The 17,125-nt window shown below is 62.6% G+C and carries 19 protein-coding genes; 8 read left to right on the plus strand and 11 right to left on the minus strand.

The window, feature by feature from the left end:
* Positions 1–194: 194 nt before the first annotated feature.
* From FJV77_RS00405 to FJV77_RS00415, 3 genes are all read right to left on the minus strand, one after another.
* Positions 195–398 (minus strand): DUF3126 family protein, encoded by a 204-nt coding sequence (locus tag FJV77_RS00405; RefSeq protein ID WP_006200852.1) that lies wholly within the window; start codon positions 396–398, stop codon positions 195–197.
* Between the two features lie 152 nt (positions 399–550).
* Positions 551–1,399, minus strand: a complete 849-nt coding sequence (cysE, locus tag FJV77_RS00410) for a serine O-acetyltransferase (RefSeq protein WP_142864913.1) — start codon at positions 1,397–1,399, stop codon at positions 551–553.
* Between the two features lie 228 nt (positions 1,400–1,627).
* Positions 1,628–2,254 carry a VOC family protein gene (locus FJV77_RS00415; protein WP_142864914.1) on the minus strand — a complete coding sequence of 209 codons (627 nt, stop codon included), beginning with the start codon at positions 2,252–2,254 and terminating at the stop codon, positions 1,628–1,630.
* Between the two features lie 112 nt (positions 2,255–2,366).
* Between FJV77_RS00415 and FJV77_RS00420 the strand changes: the two genes are divergently transcribed.
* On the plus strand, positions 2,367–2,978 hold the full coding sequence (locus FJV77_RS00420; protein ID WP_185970157.1) for a hypothetical protein: 612 nt from the start codon (positions 2,367–2,369) through the stop codon (positions 2,976–2,978).
* A 25-nt stretch (positions 2,979–3,003) separates the two neighbouring features.
* Here the strand turns inward: FJV77_RS00420 and FJV77_RS00425 are convergent, their stop codons facing one another.
* From FJV77_RS00425 to FJV77_RS00445, 5 genes are all read right to left on the minus strand, one after another.
* A complete protein-coding gene (locus FJV77_RS00425) occupies positions 3,004–3,504 on the minus strand; it encodes a GNAT family N-acetyltransferase (protein WP_142864916.1) in 501 nt (166 codons plus the stop codon).
* A 48-nt stretch (positions 3,505–3,552) separates the two neighbouring features.
* Entirely contained in the window at positions 3,553–3,921 is a 369-nt protein-coding gene (locus tag FJV77_RS00430; RefSeq protein ID WP_142864917.1) for a hypothetical protein, read from the minus strand.
* A gap of 23 nt (positions 3,922–3,944) precedes the next feature.
* Entirely contained in the window at positions 3,945–4,712 is a 768-nt protein-coding gene (locus FJV77_RS00435) for an alpha/beta hydrolase (RefSeq protein ID WP_142864918.1), read from the minus strand.
* 9 nt (positions 4,713–4,721) lie between these two features.
* Positions 4,722–5,297, minus strand: a complete 576-nt coding sequence (locus FJV77_RS00440; protein WP_142864919.1) for a DUF192 domain-containing protein — start codon at positions 5,295–5,297, stop codon at positions 4,722–4,724.
* A 124-nt stretch (positions 5,298–5,421) separates the two neighbouring features.
* Positions 5,422–6,018: a cold-shock protein gene (locus tag FJV77_RS00445; protein WP_112563409.1), complete on the minus strand. Its 597-nt coding sequence runs from the start codon at positions 6,016–6,018 to the stop codon at positions 5,422–5,424.
* A 356-nt stretch (positions 6,019–6,374) separates the two neighbouring features.
* On the opposite strand from FJV77_RS00445, the gene FJV77_RS00450 reads away from it, so the two are divergent.
* Together FJV77_RS00450 and FJV77_RS00455 are read left to right on the plus strand one after the other, a co-directional pair.
* Positions 6,375–6,815, plus strand: a complete 441-nt coding sequence (locus FJV77_RS00450) for a VOC family protein (protein WP_142864920.1) — start codon at positions 6,375–6,377, stop codon at positions 6,813–6,815.
* 133 nt (positions 6,816–6,948) lie between these two features.
* Complete coding sequence (locus tag FJV77_RS00455; protein WP_142864921.1) at positions 6,949–7,242, plus strand: DUF2218 domain-containing protein; 294 nt, start codon at positions 6,949–6,951, stop codon at positions 7,240–7,242.
* A 2-nt stretch (positions 7,243–7,244) separates the two neighbouring features.
* Here FJV77_RS00455 and FJV77_RS00460 read toward each other — a convergent pair whose 3' ends face one another.
* Positions 7,245–7,799: a DUF1697 domain-containing protein gene (locus FJV77_RS00460; protein WP_142864922.1), complete on the minus strand. Its 555-nt coding sequence runs from the start codon at positions 7,797–7,799 to the stop codon at positions 7,245–7,247.
* Positions 7,796–9,052, minus strand: a complete 1,257-nt coding sequence (ilvA, locus tag FJV77_RS00465) for a threonine ammonia-lyase IlvA (protein ID WP_142864923.1) — start codon at positions 9,050–9,052, stop codon at positions 7,796–7,798. The genes FJV77_RS00460 and ilvA overlap by 4 nt, the downstream gene beginning before the upstream one ends.
* A gap of 116 nt (positions 9,053–9,168) precedes the next feature.
* Between ilvA and FJV77_RS00470 the strand changes: the two genes are divergently transcribed.
* The 3 genes from FJV77_RS00470 (at position 9,169) to FJV77_RS00480 (ending at position 13,048) form a co-directional block, all read left to right on the plus strand.
* The gene (locus FJV77_RS00470; RefSeq protein ID WP_142864924.1) at positions 9,169–10,572 is read left to right on the plus strand and encodes an aminopeptidase P family N-terminal domain-containing protein; all 1,404 of its coding nucleotides are present in this window, start codon (positions 9,169–9,171) and stop codon (positions 10,570–10,572) included.
* A gap of 103 nt (positions 10,573–10,675) precedes the next feature.
* Positions 10,676–11,749, plus strand: coding sequence for an alpha/beta hydrolase (locus FJV77_RS00475; protein ID WP_142864925.1), 1,074 nt, complete (start codon positions 10,676–10,678; stop codon positions 11,747–11,749).
* A gap of 135 nt (positions 11,750–11,884) precedes the next feature.
* Positions 11,885–13,048, plus strand: a complete 1,164-nt coding sequence (locus FJV77_RS00480; protein ID WP_142864926.1) for an alpha/beta hydrolase — start codon at positions 11,885–11,887, stop codon at positions 13,046–13,048.
* A 12-nt stretch (positions 13,049–13,060) separates the two neighbouring features.
* On the opposite strand, the gene ade is transcribed toward FJV77_RS00480, so the two are convergent.
* On the minus strand, positions 13,061–14,872 hold the full coding sequence (gene ade, locus FJV77_RS00485) for an adenine deaminase (protein ID WP_142864927.1): 1,812 nt from the start codon (positions 14,870–14,872) through the stop codon (positions 13,061–13,063).
* 345 nt (positions 14,873–15,217) lie between these two features.
* Between ade and FJV77_RS00490 the strand changes: the two genes are divergently transcribed.
* Together FJV77_RS00490 and FJV77_RS00495 are read left to right on the plus strand one after the other, a co-directional pair.
* Positions 15,218–16,069 carry an alpha/beta hydrolase gene (locus tag FJV77_RS00490; RefSeq protein ID WP_142864928.1) on the plus strand — a complete coding sequence of 284 codons (852 nt, stop codon included), beginning with the start codon at positions 15,218–15,220 and terminating at the stop codon, positions 16,067–16,069.
* A gap of 115 nt (positions 16,070–16,184) precedes the next feature.
* Positions 16,185–16,841: an outer membrane protein gene (locus FJV77_RS00495; protein ID WP_142864929.1), complete on the plus strand. Its 657-nt coding sequence runs from the start codon at positions 16,185–16,187 to the stop codon at positions 16,839–16,841.
* The last annotated feature ends 284 nt before the right edge of the window (positions 16,842–17,125 follow it).

Below are 17,125 nucleotides of genomic sequence, written 5' to 3' on the forward strand. Positions count from 1 at the left end.
ATTCCGTGCCCTTCAGGCGGCACAGCGTTTGCAGAATTTACTGATGAGGAGTGCAAAGGCAGTTCTGGACCGCCGCGTCCTGGGCCGATGCCCCGGCATGGATCCCAGGGTCTCCGCAACGCCGCTGCTTCGCCCTGGGATGACGATGGTGCGGCTTGCTGCCGCCAATCGCCGAAGTCTGTAGCCTTCTGGGCTCAGGCCAGATCGATGTCGAGGATCGCCATCGAGAAATTGTAATCGCCGTCGTCTTCGTCCTTGAAGACGATGCCGAGGAACTCGTCGCCGACATAGACCTCGGCCGAATCTTCCTTGCGCGGCCGCGCCTTCACTTCGAGTTTGGGATTCTGGAAGACGCGCTTGAAATAGGCGTCCAGCTTTCTGATTTCGTCCGGCTTCAAAAGTCTTCTCCGATCGTCGGGCTTGCTCGTTGGAACGCGCTTCTGGCACGTCGACAATGGCGATGTAAAGGCAAGCCGGCTGGATAGAACGCGAAGTTAAGGGCAACAGCGCCGGCAGCCGGACTTCAGCCCGGCACAGCGGATCGTGCAAATCAGATGTCGAAGCTGACGACCTGGTCCATCGACTGCGACGGCAAAAGCTGGTCCATCTGGCGCGAAGGCTGGTCGCAGCCGGTCTCGCCGACGACGCGGGCCGGCACACCGGCAACCGTCTTGTTGTGCGGCACCGGCGACAGCACCACAGAGCCTGCCGCGATCTTCGAGCAATGGCCGACCTCGATGTTGCCGAGGATCTTGGCGCCGGCGCCGATCAGCACGCCGTAACGGATCTTGGGGTGGCGGTCGCCGCCGGCCTTGCCGGTGCCGCCCAGCGTCACGCCATGCAGGATCGACACATCGTCCTCGATCACCGCCGTCTCGCCGACGACGAGGCCGGTGGCGTGGTCGATGAAGATGCCCTTGCCGATACGGGCGGCCGGGTTGATGTCGGTCTGGAACACCGAGGAAGAGCGGCTCTGCAGATAGAGCGCGAAATCCTTGCGACCCTGATTCCACAGCCAATGCGCCAGCCTGTGCGTCTGGATGGCGTGGAAACCCTTGAAATAGAGCACCGGCATGATGAAGCGGTCGCAGGCCGGATCGCGGTCGTAATAGGCCTGGATGTCGACGCGCACGGTCGACGACCATTCCTTGTCGTCGGCCAGCATCGACTTGAAGGTCTGGCGGATGAGGTCGGAACCGATGTCCTGGTGCGCAAGCCGCTCCGCGATCCGGTGGATGACCGCCTCTTCCAGGCTCTCCTGGTTGAGGATGGTCGAATAGAGGAACGCCGCCAGAAGCGGGTCGCGGTTGACCGCTTCCATCGCTTCGTCGCGGATCGAGCGCCAGATCGGATCGACCGGCTGCACCATTGTGGGGCGGGCAATCGTAATGCTGTTCATCGACGTCTCCGGCCTGCCGGCTTGTTATCCGGCCGCACATATAGGCCAGATCATAGCACGATTGAACTCAATTTTCCTTAGTGCTTCATCAAATGGATTTGGTTCACGCGGATTCAAGCCGCCATGGAAAACGAACCCTTGCTCGCCGGGGACCGGAAAACGGGCCTTCCGCATCTGCCCGTCTGGACGGCGCAGCGACCTGGTGGCGCGGCGAGCCTAGGGCGCTATTCAGGTCGGCAGCGGCTTTCCCGCCTGTTCCGCCACCATATATTCGGCATACCAGTCGGGCCAGTTCACATCGTGTTTCCCGCCGGTCCGCTTCTCGTGCTCGCCATGTGCCGCCGCCGCGCGCCGCAGTGCCGCGGCAAGTTCGCCCGACGAGGTGAATATCGTGTCGCCGGCGTCCACGCGCCCCGGCAAGCGCTGGGTGATCTCCTGCAGGATGAAGCTGTTGCCGTCCGGATCGCTGAACGTGACATAGGAGGAATAGCTGCGCCCTTCCGGATGCCTGCCGCTGACCGGCGGCTGCCCGGGGCCCGTACGGTGGAACACCTCGCTCGCCTCGACGCCGCGCGCCACGAGTTCGGCATGCGCCGCCACGATATCGGATACGACGAGATAAAGCCCCTTGGCCGAGCCTGGCGCGGCTGTCGTCAGACCCTTGCCGAAATGGATCGAGCATGGCGAACCCGGCGGCGTGAACTGCACCACCCGAAACGCATCACCGACGACGAAGTCGGCATCGAGCCGCCAACCCAGGCCACCATAAAAGCGTTTGGAACGTTCCGCGTCCGCAACCGCAATAATGACGGCCTCCAGCTTCATGTCGATCGGTCCCGGCACGGTATTCGTCATGTCAGCCTCCTCAGTTGAAGTGGAATGGCAACATTCCCCAGAGCCCCGGCCCGCGCAAGGTTCGAAATGATTGGTTTTGACTCCGAGGGGTTGAGATCGGTTAACTGGACGGATGACAAACTTGAAAGATCGGCCCTTGATCGACGAACCGCTGAAGCGGCAACTCTCAGGCCTCTATCGGGCCGAAGACCGCCACTACCACAACCTCGGACATATCGAGGCGATGCTGGCGCTGGCCGAGGACTATCGCGCATTGCTGCATGACCCCGAAGCCGTCGAAGCGGCAATCTGGTTCCACGACGCCATCTATGACAGCAAGGCCAAGAACAATGAGGCGCAAAGTGCGGCCCTTGCCGAGAAAGACCTGGCTGGACGCACTGCACCGGAACGGTTGAGCCGTATCAGGGCGATGATCCTCGCCACATCAACGCACCAGTTGCCGTCGTTTGACGACAGAGCGGCGCTGCGCGACGCCAGCCTTTTCCTCGACATGGATCTGTCGATCCTGGGCGCCGCGCCTACTGCGTTCGACGCCTACGAGCGCGCGGTCCGACAGGAATATGCCTGGGTCGAGGAGCCGATGTGGCGCGCCGGCCGCAGCGCCGTCCTGAAGAGTTTTCTCGCTCGCGACCACATCTTCCACACCGATGAATTCCGGCGCCGGTTCGAACCGCAGGCAAGGCAGAACATCGCGCGCTCGATCGAAGCTCTCGCGGTTGACTGACCAGAAACTCCGGAGGGAGGCCCGGCTAGTCTGGAAAAGTTTCCATGCGCTGCTCATACGGCTTGAAACCTGCCCGCCCATAGACCGATTGCGCGGCAGGATGGTCATAGGTGTCGGTATGCAACCAGACCCTCTGCGGCGCATGTGACCAGACGGCGCGAAGCGCCTGGTCGAGCAGGAACGGCCCGAGCTTGCGGCCCTGGAAAGCAGGAACCAACCCAAAATGAACCAGCTCGACGTCAGGTTGGCCGACGCCGTTGAATTCGCACAGGCAGGCGGCCACGCCCTCGACGCGCAGCACATGGATGCGTGTTGACGGTAGCGCCAAAAGGCGCTCGAGGTCTTCAGCCGCCATGCGTAGCCACTGGTCCCACTGCACAGGCTCGCCGACGGCGCGGTAGAGGCTGATGTAACTGGCGCTGTCCAGCCTCTCCAGCGCAACCGAGGCGCAGGCTGCCGGGCTGACGCGGGCGGGCGCCGGATCGGCCTGGCGCATTTCCATATAGGTGACGAGAAGATCAACCAAAGCGGCGCCAATACCGCGAAAAGCAGCAAGGCGGCAGTTCGCGCGCTATCACGTGAAAGCGCCGATCGTCGACGCCATTGCCGCCAGCAGCGCCAGCCCACCCGCCACCGAAAGCCCGTTGAGAACAATCCCCAGCAGCCCAAGCCCGCGACTGTCGTTGGAGCGCGCCAGCGCCATCACGCCAAAGACCATGCCGGCGACATGCGCCACCGGGGCTGCCAGCAGAAACACCAGCATGAAGAAGCCCGTCGCAACGCCCTGCGTAAGCTGCGATGCGTCGCTCGGCATCGCCACCATGATGGCGATCGCAACCGCTCCGGCAGCAAAGGCAGCCAGCGCCAGTATGACTGAACGTTTGCCGAGCTTTGTCTGCACGATCTCGCTTGGAACGGCGGCCGCGCCCCTTCCCCATTGCACCAAATTCCCCCTTGCCATCCGCCTCAGAGCGGATTTTCGGCATAAAACTCCAACACGCGCTGCTTGAAGGTCTTGTCGCCGACGGCCAGCATATGGTCTCGGCCCTCGATGTGAAACGCCCTGGCGTTCGGCATCAGCGCGGCAAGCTCGTCGGGCGAACCGCCGATATCGTCTGTCGTCCCCACCGCAATCAGCGTCGGTCGGGCGATGCGCGTCATGTCATCTTCGCTGAGCAATTCACGCGACTTTGCGATGCAGGCCGCCAGCGCCCGGCGGTCGCTGCGCGTCTGATCGGCAAAGGCGCGAAACGAGCGTCCGCGTGGATGGCTGGTGGCGGCCGGATCATCGGCCAGCAGCGCTTCGGCGATCGGGTCCCAGTCGCCGACGCCATCGACCATGCCGATGCCGAGGCCGCCGAAGACCAGCGTCGCCACCTTGTCCGGATCGGATAGCGCCAGGAACGCCGAGATGCGCGCGCCCATCGAATAGCCCATGACATGCGCACGATCGATGCCGAGATGGTCGAGCAGCGCTGCCGCATCCGAGGCCATCTTGGCCGGCGTGTAATCGGCCTCGTCATAGCTCTTCGACGACGAGCCATGGCCGCGATTGTCGAAAGCGATGGCGCGGTAGCCGGCGTCGTTCAGCGTCTTGAACCAGCCCGGTGAAACCCAGTTGACATAGTGGCTGGAGGCGAAGCCGTGGATCATCAGCACCGGATCGCCCTCGCCCGACGCCGGCTGGCGGTCGAGGAAGGCGAGATCGAACCCGTCATGCGAAAAGAACTGCATCGACGCCGCTCAGCCGGCGCCGGGCGTGGGCGAATCGCCCTTGTCCGCTGGCGGCATGCCAGGCCCGGGCACCGTGCCAACGGCCGGATGGCGCAGCAGATCGCCATATTCGATGCCGTTTTTGGCGGCGGTGCCGGCCTTGAGCTCAAGCACGAAGCGCACCGGTACACCCGGTGAAATGACCGCGTCCGATTGAGGCTCGCCATGCTTGACCGCCCGGATCTTGCCGTCCTGGCCGACAAAGATCAGGTCGAGCGGCATCGGCGTGTTGCGCATCCAGAAGCCGACCTGCTTCTGCATCTCGAAGACGAACAGCATGCCATGGTCGTCCGCCATGTCCTGGCGATACATCAGGCCGGCCTCGCGCTCCGCTTCGGTGTTCGCGACTTCGATGGTGAAGGATTTGTCTCCGCCTTTCGTCGCCACCACCAGGGGTGTCGGATCGACGGGAAGGATCATCGCCTGGCTGTCGCCGGCGGGAGCCTGCTGGGATGCGGTCGGCCGCCCCGAATAGAAATAGGCGCCGGCGGCCACCGCAACGATGACGCAGAGCGCGCCCGCAGTCAGCCAGTTCCTGTGCGCCATCTGAAATCCTCGACCGGAAACCCTGATCCCAAAAAAGTGGTCTCAGGTATTCGGATAAGATCGTGGTGAAACCAAGAAAACAAGGAAAGAGAGCCGTCCCGAATCCTTCGGGATGGCTAACGTCCTAATGCGCGACCGGCAAAGTGCCCATATCAGGGTGAATCTCGGCAGCCATAAGGCCTTTGTCACCGCGTCCGAAGCGCACCAGAACAACCTGCCCGGGCCTGAGTTCGGTGATGCCGTAGCGGCGCAGCGTCTCCATATGGACGAAGATATCCTCGGTGCCCTCGCCCCTGGTCAGGAAGCCGAAGCCCTTGGTGCGGTTGAACCACTTCACCAGCGCCCGTTCGAGACCGCTTTCCGGCGTCACCGACACGTGGGTGCGCTGTTCCTGCATCTCGGCCGGATGGATCGCGGTGGTGGTGTCCATGGACAGCACCCGGAACGCCTGCAAGCCGCGGTCGCCATGCTTGACGAGGCACACGACACGCGCGCCCTCCAACGCCGTCTGGAAACCGTCCTTTCGAAGGCAGGTCACATGGAGGAGGATGTCGCCCGAAGAACCATCATCGGGAAGGATGAATCCGTAGCCCTTGGCCACGTCGAACCATTTGATGGCGCCGGCGATTTCGACCAGATCGGCGGTATCGCCGCCGCTGTCGCGCTTCAGGGCGTCGTCAAGGTTCTCATCCCGCCTCGTGAAAGAGGCCCTATCCCCCATAAGAACGCCCCCTTTTTTTAAGAAAACCGCAAGTGATTCTTGACATCAGATTAACACCGCCGCTTCCGGGGTGTGCAAGACCTGACGTGCCTTTTTTCACGGTTGGATACAAGAATAGCTGATTTGTTGTTTGCCGGCGTTGCTGCCGGCCGCAATGACGATCTGTCCAGGCGTCAACCGGTCGGCAATTTGCGCAGGATTTGGCCAGAATCGGCAACCACTTGCGCCCGACGCTTTTGTCAGAGCAATCTGACTTTTCCAAAACCGGCGACCGCCTTTTCGGTCCGATGCTCGTTGCCCTTCGGCGGGGTGGACCCTATGTTGCCTCGCAACCCAAACATCCCCGAGGAAATCCTATGCGCTACCTCCACACAATGGTCCGTGTCGCCGACGTCGATGTCTCGCTCGATTTCTATGTCAACAAGCTCGGCCTGAAGGAAGTGCGCCGCTACGAAAACGAGCAGGGCCGCTTCACCCTGATCTTCCTCGCCGCCTCCGAGGACGTAGAGAGCGGCATCGCCGAAAAGGCACCGCTGATCGAGCTGACCTACAATTGGGATCCGGAGGAATATAAGGGCGGCCGCAATTTCGGCCACCTCGCCTATGAGGTCGACGACATCTACGCCACCTGCCAGCATCTGATGGACAATGGCGTCATCATCAATCGGCCGCCGCGCGACGGCAACATGGCCTTCGTCAAGTCGCCGGATGGCATCTCGTTCGAGCTGCTGCAGAAGGGACCGGCCAAGCCCAAGGCCGAGCCGTGGGCCTCGATGCCCAACACCGGCACCTGGTAGCGATCACGCCATCTTGAGCGAGGCGGCCGCGCGACCAAGCCGGCCGCCTTTGCCATTTCGAGCGACCGCACCTATTTACCTGCCTGATGCGCCAGCCAGCCAAAGCCAGCGCTCCGTCCGGGAGAATTCATTCATGCCGACGAGCCGTGTCGATGTCACCACCGCCTATGCCAGCCGCTATCTGCAGCAGCTGTGCAAGCACTGGGCACACAAATTTCCCGTCGAGTTCGATCCGAACCATGGCACCATCGATCTGTCGCTCGGCCGCACGGTTCTCGATGCCGATGCGGCAGCGCTGCATATCACCGTGTCGACGGATGAAGCTGGATCGCTGGAGCGCCTGGAAAGCGTGGTTGCCGATCACATCAAGCGTTTTGCTTTCCGCGAAGAGCTCATCTTCGACTGGAAGCACGCGCCGACGGCATAACTCTATTTTGCGCCGGCCTGGCCGGCCATCTCCAGCAGCGCCAGCACTGAACGCCAGTTGCGCGCGGTGCCCGGCACTTTCAGCACGCGTGGAATAAGGTTGGCGAACACCGATTTGCCAAGTCCGTCCGGCGCTTTGAGGTAAAGCACGTCGCCCTTGACCTCGAAGCTTTCAGGCCCGGTGCACTTTTCGGCAAGCCTGGCGATCTCGTCCGCCGTCGGCTGGCGCTCCAGCGTGTAGGCGTGCAGCTTGGTCGGATCGCCGGCAACTTCCGGATAGGGATTTTCACTCACCAGCCGTTCGAACCAGCCGAGGTCGCGCACCATGATGCGCGAATGAAAGCCCCATTTCTTCTCGAAGGCAGCTTCGATCTGCTTCGTCAGCGCGGCTGCATCGCCCTTCTTGGCGCGGAACACGACATTGCCGCTCTGCACGTAGCTGGCGACGTCGGTGAAGCCGAGTTCTTCGAAAAACGCCCGCAACTCCGCCATCTTGACGATGCGGTTGCCGCCGACATTGATGCCGGAAAACAGCGCAACAAAGACCGTGGCGCTCATATGATGAACCCCGCCAGGGTCTCGTTGTCGGTGATGTCCTGATAGTGGACGCCCTCGGCCTCGAAATTCGCCTTCAGCAGGTCGAAATTGCGCCGGTCCTTGGTTTCGATGCCGATCAGCACCGAACCGAAATTGCGCGCCGATTTCTTCAGATATTCGAAGCGGGCAATGTCGTCGTCAGGACCGAGCATTTCCAAGAAGTCGCGCAGCGCGCCGGGCCGCTGCGGGAAACGGATGATGAAGTATTTCTTCAGGCCCTCGAAGCGCAGCGCCCGCTCCTTCACGTCGGGCAGCCGCTCGAAATCGAAATTGCCGCCCGACACCACGGCGACGATGGTCTTGCCGCGGATCTCCTTCCGCGAAAAATCCTTCAGCGCATCGATCGCCAGCGCGCCGGCCGGCTCCAGCACCACGCCTTCGATGTTGAGCATTTCGATCATGGTGGCGCAGAGTCGGTTTTCCGGGATCAGCCGCACGGCGTCAGCGGCGAACTCCTTGAGGTGGCGCAACGGCTCGCGGCCGATCTCGGCCACCGCCGCTCCGTCGACGAAATTGTCGACATTGGCGAGCTTGATACGCTTGCCGCTGGCCAGGCTCTCATGCAGGCTCGGCGCCCCGGCAGGCTCACAGAAGACGTAGCGGGCTTCGCGCTGCTGGTCGGCGAAATAGTGCGTCACCCCGGCGGCGAGACCACCGCCGCCGACCGGCAGCATGATGATGTCGGGCATGCGCGCACCGGGCATCTGGTCGGCGATCTCATAGGCAACGGTGGCCTGCCCCTCGATGATATCCTTGTGGTCGAAGGGCGGCACCATATGCGCGCCCGAACTTTCGGTGAATTCGAAGGCGGCGCGGTAGCAATCGTCGAAGAAATCGCCGACCAGCCGGATTTCGACAAAATCACCACCGAACAGCCGCGTCTTGTCGATCTTCTGCTGCGGTGTCGTCACCGGCATGAAGACCACGCCTTTTTTGCCGAAATGGCGGCACACGAAAGCAAAGCCCTGTGCATGGTTGCCGGCCGAGGCGCAGACGAACAGCTCGGCCTGGTTGCCGGCGGCCAGCGCCTTGCGGAAGAAATTGAAGGCGCCGCGGATCTTGTAGGATCGCACCGGCGAAAGATCCTCGCGCTTCAGAAGCACTCGCGCCCCGGTCTTCTTCGACAGATAGTCGTTTTCCTGCAGCGGCGTTTCGGGAAAGATTTCGCGGATCGCTGCGGCAGCAATGGCGACGCGGGAGGAGAAACTGTTCATGGCGCCCGTGATCACGTGGTTGGAATGCCAAGCCTATTGCACAATTCGCCGTTTGCGGCCACCGATGCGGCGCGGCCGCTTTGACGCGCCGAAAGAAATTCATTGGAGCCATCTTCATGCCTGTTTTGGCTGTCGCCCTGAAGACCGTCGCGCTGCCTGAATTCGGCGAGCCGACCACCATGCCGCTGCTAGCGCGGCAAACCTGCGAGGCGCGCATCGAGGCTCTGCTGGCGCGCGGCGCCGAGGCCGGGCTCGACGCCTTCGCCGTCTACGGCGACCGCGAGCATGCGGCCAATGTCGCTTATCTCAGTGGTTACGACCCGCGTTTCGAAGAGACGCTGCTGGTCATCGTTCCCGGAAAACAGCCAAAACTTCTCGTCGGCAATGAGGGCTGGGGATATGCCGAGATCTGCGACGGGCCCTATGAGCGCGTTCTCTACCAGACCTTCTCTTTGCCGGCGCAGCCACGCGACCGTTCCGCCTCCCTGTCCGACACGCTTGCCGCCTGCGGCCTGACGACCGGCCAGAAGATCGGCGCCATCGGCTGGAAGCCGTTCGGCCCCGGCGATGGCGGGTTTGGCGAGACGACGCTCGACCTGCCGTCCTTCATCGCCGACACGTTGCGCACACTGGCCGGCGACAAGGGCGCGGTGGTCAATGCCGCCAACCTTCTGATGAACCCGACGGATGGTCTGCGCGCCATCAACGAGGCCGACCAGCTGGCATCCTTCGAATTCGCCGCGACCTTTTCCTCGCAAGGCCTGCGCAACGTGCTCAGCGGCATCGAACCTGGCATGAGCGAATTGCAGGCGGCCCGACTGATGGGCATCAACGGCCTGCCCCTGTGCTGCCACCCGATGCTGTCCGCCGGCAAGCGCGCGGCCTATGGACTGCCGAGCCCCCGCCTCGACATTATCAAGCGCGGCGACCCCATCACCATGGCCTATGGCATCCAGGGCTCGCTCAACGCTCGTGCCGGCTTCCTGGTCGAGAGTGCGGCGGAGCTTCCCAAGGAAATAAGCGACTATGTCGACAGACTGGTCGCGCCCTATTTCGCCGCCGTCGTCGATTGGTACGAGACTGTCGGCATTGGCGTTGCCGGCGGTGCCCTATGGAAAGCCGTGCATGACCGCATCGGCGATCCATTCTTCGGCGTCTCGCTCAATCCCGGCCATCTCGTCCATATCGACGAATGGATGCATTCGCCGGTGTTTTCCGGTTCGGACATCAAGCTGCGATCGGGCATGGCGCTGCAGGTCGACATCATTCCGGCGACCGGAACCAGTTATTTCACCACCAACATCGAGGATGGCATTGCGCTCGCCGACCAGGCCTTACGCGAGGAAATCGCGGCCCGCTATCCCGAAGCCTGGCGCCGGATCGAGGCGCGCCGCGCCTTCATGGGCGAAGTGCTCGGCATCAGGCTGAAGCCCGAAGTGCTGCCCTTCTCCAACATCCCGGCGTTCCTGCCGCCATTTTGGCTTTCGCGCAACAGTGCGATGGCCGTCACCCGGCGCTGAACGCATTTAGGCTGGACACGACTTACTTCCGCCGCACTCTCACTGTCCGGGAGGTGTCGCGGAGGGTGTACGGCCCTTTTTGGGCTCGATTGGAACTTTTGACGTGCGTTTGAAGACGATTTGCATTCTTGCACTTGCCCTGTTGATCGCCGGCTGCGGCGGCCGCAAAGCCGAGGAACTGCTCGGCAGTGCCGTCATGTCCACGCCGGTGACCGAAATTTCGGGCAATCACTCGATCTTCATCACCACGACACGCAAGAAATCCGACGATCCCAACAAGGTTTTCGACGGTGAGCGCTCGGCGACGCTGAACTATGCGCGCGTCAACGTCACCGTTCCCGGCATCCACCAGACCGGCCAGATCGAACGCCGCTCGCGCGGCAAGTCCAACGACCCGGCGAAGTATTTCATGGCTTCCGAGGTTATCGGCTACGATGCGCAGCCGAAATTTTCCGCCGCGCTCAACGCCGATATCGCCGCGCGCGGCGGCCGCGTCATGGTCTTCGTGCATGGCTACAACACCGGCTTCGACGACGCCGTCTACCGCCTGACCCAGATCGTCCACGATTCCGGCTATCCCGGCACGCCGGTGCTGTTTTCTTGGGCCTCGGGCGCCAAGACCACCGACTATGTCTATGACAAGGAAAGTGCGAGTGCTGCCCGCGACCAGCTGGAAGTGACGTTGCGCATGCTGCAGCAGTCCGGCGCGCGGCGCATCGACATCGTCGCCCATTCGCTCGGAACCTGGGTCACCATGGAAACGCTGCGCCAGCTCGCCATCACCGGCGACCGCGATCTTGGCGGCAAGCTCGGCGATGTGGTGCTGGCCTCGCCCGACATCGATGTCGACGTGTTCAAGAGCCAGATGCGCCGCTACGGCAAGCCCGACAAGCCGTTCATCCTGCTTTTGTCCGACGACGACCGCGCGCTGAGGCTCTCCGGCCTGATCGCCGGCTCGCGGCCGCGCGTCGGCGACTACAAGGATGCCGCCGACCTCGCTGCCTACGGCGTCACCGTGGTCGACCTCTCCAAGGTGAAGGGAGTTGACAGCTTCAATCACACCAAATTCGCCGACAATCCCGAACTGGTGAAGATGATCGGCCAGCGGCTGCGCGAGGATGACGGCTTTGCCAGCGACCAGACGGTGACCGACCGCATCAGCGCGCTCGGACAATAGGCTGTTGCCCTGCGGCTACTGTTGCCGCGTGAGTTCGCAAATGCGGGGCGCCCGGATCACTTTCAACTGGACCGGGCCGGTCTCTGCCTCTATCGACATTGAAATCGGCGCCATGCGCCAGCGGGAGGAGCCCGCGTGAACGTGCGTTGGAAGACCGTCCTCGTCCTTGCGTTCGCGCTCGCTGTGGCCGGCTGCGCCGGCCAGAACACGCATGACCTCCTGAACAAGACAATGGTGTCGGTGCCTGCCTCCGACATCGCGGCCACGCACGAAATCTTCGTTGCGACCACCCGCCAGCCGGCGACCAAGGATCCTCGCCAGGTGTTCGACGGCGACCGTTCGCTGACCACCAACTACGCCCGCGTCGACGTCACCGTGCCGAAGGTTCACCAGCTCGGCGCCATCGAGCGCGCCAAGGGTTCGGCCAACTCCAACCCGGCCAGGCAGTTCACCGCCACCGACGTCGTCCACTATGGCGACGCCTCGCAATTCGCCAAGGCTGTCGGCGCCAACATCGCTATGAACGGCGACCGCGCCCTGGTCTTCGTGCACGGTTTCAACAACGGTTTCGACGACGGCGTCTACCGGCTGACGCAGATCGCCCACGACACCAAATATCCGGGCACGCCGGTGCTGTTTTCCTGGGCTTCGAGCGGCAAGACCACGGGGTATATCTACGACAAGGAAAGCGCCAACGCCGCCCGCGACGACCTCGAGGCGACGCTCAGGATGCTGGCCAAGACAAAGGTCAAGAGCATCGACGTCATCGCCCACTCGATGGGCACCTGGGTGACGATGGAGGCGCTGCGCCAGCTCGCCATCACCGGCGACCGCGATCTCGGCGGCAAGCTCGGCTATGTCGTCCTCGCCTCACCCGACATCGATGTCGACGTCTTCAAGAAGCAGATGATCCGCTACGGCAAACCCGACAAGCCGTTCGCCATCCTGCTCTCCGCCGACGATCGCGCGTTAAAACTGTCTTCGATCATTTCGGGCGACAAGCCGCGCGTCGGCGACTATGGCAACGCCGCCGACCTCGCCAGCTATGGCGTGTCGGTGGTCGACCTCAGCCAGACCAAGGGCGGCGACCGCCTGAACCACGCCAAATTCGCCGACAATCCGATCCTGGTGCAACTGCTCGGCAACCGCCTGCGCACGCCGGCCGGCCTCGCCTCTGATGAACCCGATCCGGCCCAGCTCAACAATATCGGCCAGGGTCTCGGCAAGGCCGTTGGCTCTGTCGCCGAAGTCGTCATCACCACCCCGTTCAAGGTGCTGACCATCGCCACCGGCGGATGACAGCCGGATCCGTCAGATAAAAAGGTCGACCTTCTGGAACGTCGTCACGTCGATCAGCCCGACATCGGAAATCCTCAGCTCCGGGATGACCACCAGCGCCAGCAGCGAGTGCTGCATGTAGGCGTTATTGAGCGAGCAACCCATCTTGCGCATCGCGTCGGTCAGCTTCTCGGCCTTGGCGGCGACGATTTCGGCACGCTCGTCCGACATCAGCCCGGCGATCGGCATTTCAACCAGCGCCAGTTCCTTGCCCTTTGAAAACAGCACCACGCCGCCACCGACCTCGCCCAGCCGGTTGACGGCCAGCGCCATGTCTTCCTTGTTGGTGCCGACGCAGATGATGTGGTGGGCGTCATGCGCCACGCTGGAGGCCATGGCGCAGTCGCCCATATAGCCGAAGCCGGAGACGAAGGCGTTGGTGACGCCGCCCGTACCCTTGTGGCGCTCGACCAGTGCGATCTGGCAGATGTCGTTGCGGCGGTCCATGGCGACCAGCCCGTCCTCGACCGGCAGGTCTGCCTCCAGCGCCCGCGTCGGCGCCTGGTTCTCGATGACGCCGATGACCCGCACCCTCACCTCATTGGCGCCCTTGGGCGCTACAATATCGAAGTCGCCTGCCTTGAGCTTCTTGCCGAGCTTGACCGTGTTCTTGGCCGTCTTCGGATAGTCATAGGCCGGAATGTCGATCTCGAGCTTGCCGGCCTTGGCCAGCCTGGCGCCGCGGCCATAGACCTCGTCGATGGTCATGGCGGCGAGATCGGAGACGATCAGCAGGTCGGCCAGCCGTCCCGGCGCGATCGAACCGATCTCGCGCTCAAGCTTGAAATGCTGGGCGGTGTTGAGCGTCGCCATCTGGATCGCCGTCACCGGCTTCAGCCCCTGTTGGATGGCGTGGCGCACCACCCGGTCCATATGGCCTTCATGCACCAGCGTGCCGGAATGGCTGTCGTCGGTGCACAGGATGAAATTGCGCGGGTCGAGCCCGCTCTCCGTCACCGCCTTGATCTGCGAGGCGACATCATACCAAGCCGAGCCGAGCCTGAGCATCGCCTTCATGCCCTGGCGCACGCGCGCGATCGCATCCTCGGCGCGCGTACCCTCATGGTCGTCCTCCGGACCGCCGGCGACATAGCCGTGGAACGGCAGGCCAAGATCGCGCGAGGCATAGTGGCCGCCGACCGTCTTGCCGGCCTTGACCGTCGCAGCGATCTCGCCCGACATCACCGGATCGTTGGCGGCGACACCGGGGAAATTCATCACCTCGCCGAGCCCGATGATGTTCTCCCAGGTCATCGCTTCAGTGACGTCGGCAACCGTCAGTTCGGCGCCGGCATGTTCCAGCCCGGGTGCCGACGGCACGCAGGACGGCATCTGGACGTGCACGTTGATGGGCATGGCGACAGCTTCGTCATGCATCAGCCGCACACCGGGAAGCCCCAGCACATTGGCGATCTCATGCGGGTCGATGAACATCGAGGTGGTGCCATGCGGGATGACGGCCCGGCAGAACTCGGTCACCGTCACCATGCCGCTCTCGACATGCATATGCGCATCGCAAAGGCCGGGTACGAGATAGCGGCCGCCGGCGTCGACCACCTTGGTGCCCTGGCCGATGGCGTGGCTGGCATTCGGCCCGCAATAGGCAAAGCGACCACCGGCAATGGCGATGTCGGTGCCGGCGATGATCTCGCCCGAATGCACATTTACCCAGCGGCCGTTGCGAATGACGAGATCGGCCGGCTTGCGGCCGGTCGCGACATCGACCAGATGCGTTGCCATCTCGGTCCAAGGCCTGGGTTTCGTCGCGTGCGCGGTCTTTGCCATAGGAGACTCCTGTTTGCCCGACTGTGCCAAGCCGGCATGGCTTTGACCAGCGATTGCGGGCGAAATCCGTTCGGCGAGGTATATTTGTGCCGGCACTTATGCTATAGTTTTTTACATGGTGCTGATTTGCGCCAATGACCCGCCGCGAGGCGGGTTTTTTGTTGCGATTGCCGTCACAGGCGGAACCGGACGCGTTGCGGCGGGCGGCACGGATTGAATTTTCAATTCACGCCGCCAGCCCGAAACCCCGTTCGTTGACTCCGCAGACGGGAAAACTGTTAAATCGACCTTCGCAATCGTCCGAGGCCGAAACGACCCGAGGACGAAACCTCCTGAGGTGAAGTCATGGCCCGGTTCCTGAAAGCGTTCGTCTTCGTCACCCTGTTCCTGATCTCGGCCGGCTTTGCATCCGCCGAGGAGCGCTGGCTGACGCTGCCGGAGCCGGCGGCGATGCCCAAACCGGATCAGAGCGGCTATGCGCCGGTCAACGGCATCCAGATGTCCTATGCCGTTTTCGGCGCCGGGGATCCGATCCTCCTGATCCATGGCGGTCTTGGCCACGCCGATATCTGGGCAAGCCAGGTGGCGACGATGTCCAAGACCCACAAGGTGATTATCGCCGACACCCGCGGCCACGGCCGATCCACGCGCACCGAACAGCCTTACGGCTACGACCTGATGGCGTCCGACTATCTGGCCCTGCTCGACTACCTCAAGATCGACAAGACCGCTCTTGTCGGCTGGAGCGATGGCGGCATTATCGGTATCGACATCGCGCTGCATCATCCGGAGCGGCTGACCAGGCTCTTTGCGCAAGCCGCCAATGTCACCACCGACGGCGTCGATCCCGGCGTGATGACCAACAAGACCTTTGCCGCCTACATCGACCGTTCTGGCCGCGACTACAAGAAGATGTCGAAGACTCCCGACCAGTACGATGCCTTCGTGGCGCAGATCAGCCATATGTGGGAGTCGGAGCCGGCCTGGACCAAGGAACAGCTCGGCAAGATCACCACGCCGACCGCGATCGTTGCCGGCGATCATGACGAGGCGATCAAGCGCGAACACACAGAATACATGGCCTCCGTCATTCCGGGCGCCAAGCTCATCATCCTGCCCAATGCCAGTCATTTCGCCATGCTGCAGGCGCCGGACGAATACAGTCAGGCGGCGCTGGACTTCATCGACGCCAAATAGAGAATAGCGCGCAGCAACAGGCGTATTTCGATTGTTGAACAATGGGTTCCGTTTTGCGGCGAATAGGGTTACCTTCCGGCAAGACGTCTTCTGAACCGCCATTTCGGAGAACTCAATGCGTCGCCTGACGTTCGCAAGTGCGCTGATTGTTCTGGCCGCGCCGGCTTTTGCCGCCGACCCTATGGCAGTGCCGATGACCGAACCGGGCTTCGACTGGACCGGCTACTACGCCGGCCTGCAGGCCGGCTATGGCTGGGGCCAATCCGACATATCAGTGACGGAAGACGCGCCGTTTGCCATCACGCCCGACATTGACGGCGGTTTCGTCGGCGGCCATGTCGCTGGCCTCTGGCAGTTCGACCAGGCGGTTATCGGCGCCGAGGCGGAGCTCAACTATTCCTCGATCGACGGCAAGGCGGAATCTGGCCTTGGAAGCATATTTGGCACCGACATCAAGTGGTTCGGGTCGGTCAACGCCAAGGCGGGGTTCGCCATGGACCGCCTGCTGGTCTATGGCGTTGGCGGCGTCGCTTTTGCCGGCATCGAAACGTCGCAAGTCGCGGGGGCGTCATTCGCCAGCACGCGCACGAACGTCGGCTGGACCGTGGGTGCCGGCGTCGACTACGCGCTGACCGACAAGTTCATCGTCGGCGCGCAGTATCGCTACTATGATTTCGGCTCCGAGCACTATGACGTGCCGGAACCCTTCAACGACCGCGATCAGGACGTGAAGCTGAACACGGTCGGCATCAACCTCAGCTACAAGTTCTGAGCGTGCTCAGCGACTGAGATTCTGGCCACAACCCATTGTTCTAGTGCATGTCGCCCAGAAGTGTGCTGCGGTTCTGGGACAACGACACGCATCAAGACAAAGACTTAAAGCGCGTCGCTTGAATCCGTTTCAGCGCGACGCGCTTTAAAATCACGAACCACCTTTATGAATTCGAGTGGCGACACTCGGCAAAAGATGGCTTGACGGGTTTTCGCCGGCGTCTGAAAAGGGCTGGCCGAGACGCGGTCAGATTAAGTCCGGGCTGCTGTTTTGCGACGACGCAT

The sequence above is a fragment of the Mesorhizobium sp. WSM4306 genome (assembly GCF_007003975.1).
Lineage (GTDB): Bacteria > Pseudomonadota > Alphaproteobacteria > Rhizobiales > Rhizobiaceae > Mesorhizobium.

Excerpts from the sequence above, each read along its gene's own strand:
- cysE (WP_142864913.1), bottom strand. The coding sequence starts at position 1,399 with ATGAACAGCATTACGATTGCCCGCCCCACAATGGTGCAGCCGGTCGAT.
- FJV77_RS00415 (WP_142864914.1), bottom strand. The coding sequence starts at position 2,254 with ATGACGAATACCGTGCCGGGACCGATCGACATGAAGCTGGAGGCCGTC.
- FJV77_RS00420 (WP_185970157.1), top strand. The coding sequence starts at position 2,367 with ATGACAAACTTGAAAGATCGGCCCTTGATCGACGAACCGCTGAAGCGG.
- FJV77_RS00435 (WP_142864918.1), bottom strand. The coding sequence starts at position 4,712 with ATGCAGTTCTTTTCGCATGACGGGTTCGATCTCGCCTTCCTCGACCGC.
- FJV77_RS00440 (WP_142864919.1), bottom strand. The coding sequence starts at position 5,297 with ATGGCGCACAGGAACTGGCTGACTGCGGGCGCGCTCTGCGTCATCGTT.
- FJV77_RS00445 (WP_112563409.1), bottom strand. The coding sequence starts at position 6,018 with ATGGGGGATAGGGCCTCTTTCACGAGGCGGGATGAGAACCTTGACGAC.
- FJV77_RS00450 (WP_142864920.1), top strand. The coding sequence starts at position 6,375 with ATGCGCTACCTCCACACAATGGTCCGTGTCGCCGACGTCGATGTCTCG.
- FJV77_RS00455 (WP_142864921.1), top strand. The coding sequence starts at position 6,949 with ATGCCGACGAGCCGTGTCGATGTCACCACCGCCTATGCCAGCCGCTAT.
- FJV77_RS00460 (WP_142864922.1), bottom strand. The coding sequence starts at position 7,799 with ATGAGCGCCACGGTCTTTGTTGCGCTGTTTTCCGGCATCAATGTCGGC.
- ilvA (WP_142864923.1), bottom strand. The coding sequence starts at position 9,052 with ATGAACAGTTTCTCCTCCCGCGTCGCCATTGCTGCCGCAGCGATCCGC.
- FJV77_RS00470 (WP_142864924.1), top strand. The coding sequence starts at position 9,169 with ATGCCTGTTTTGGCTGTCGCCCTGAAGACCGTCGCGCTGCCTGAATTC.
- ade (WP_142864927.1), bottom strand. The coding sequence starts at position 14,872 with ATGGCAAAGACCGCGCACGCGACGAAACCCAGGCCTTGGACCGAGATG.
- FJV77_RS00490 (WP_142864928.1), top strand. The coding sequence starts at position 15,218 with ATGGCCCGGTTCCTGAAAGCGTTCGTCTTCGTCACCCTGTTCCTGATC.
- FJV77_RS00495 (WP_142864929.1), top strand. The coding sequence starts at position 16,185 with ATGCGTCGCCTGACGTTCGCAAGTGCGCTGATTGTTCTGGCCGCGCCG.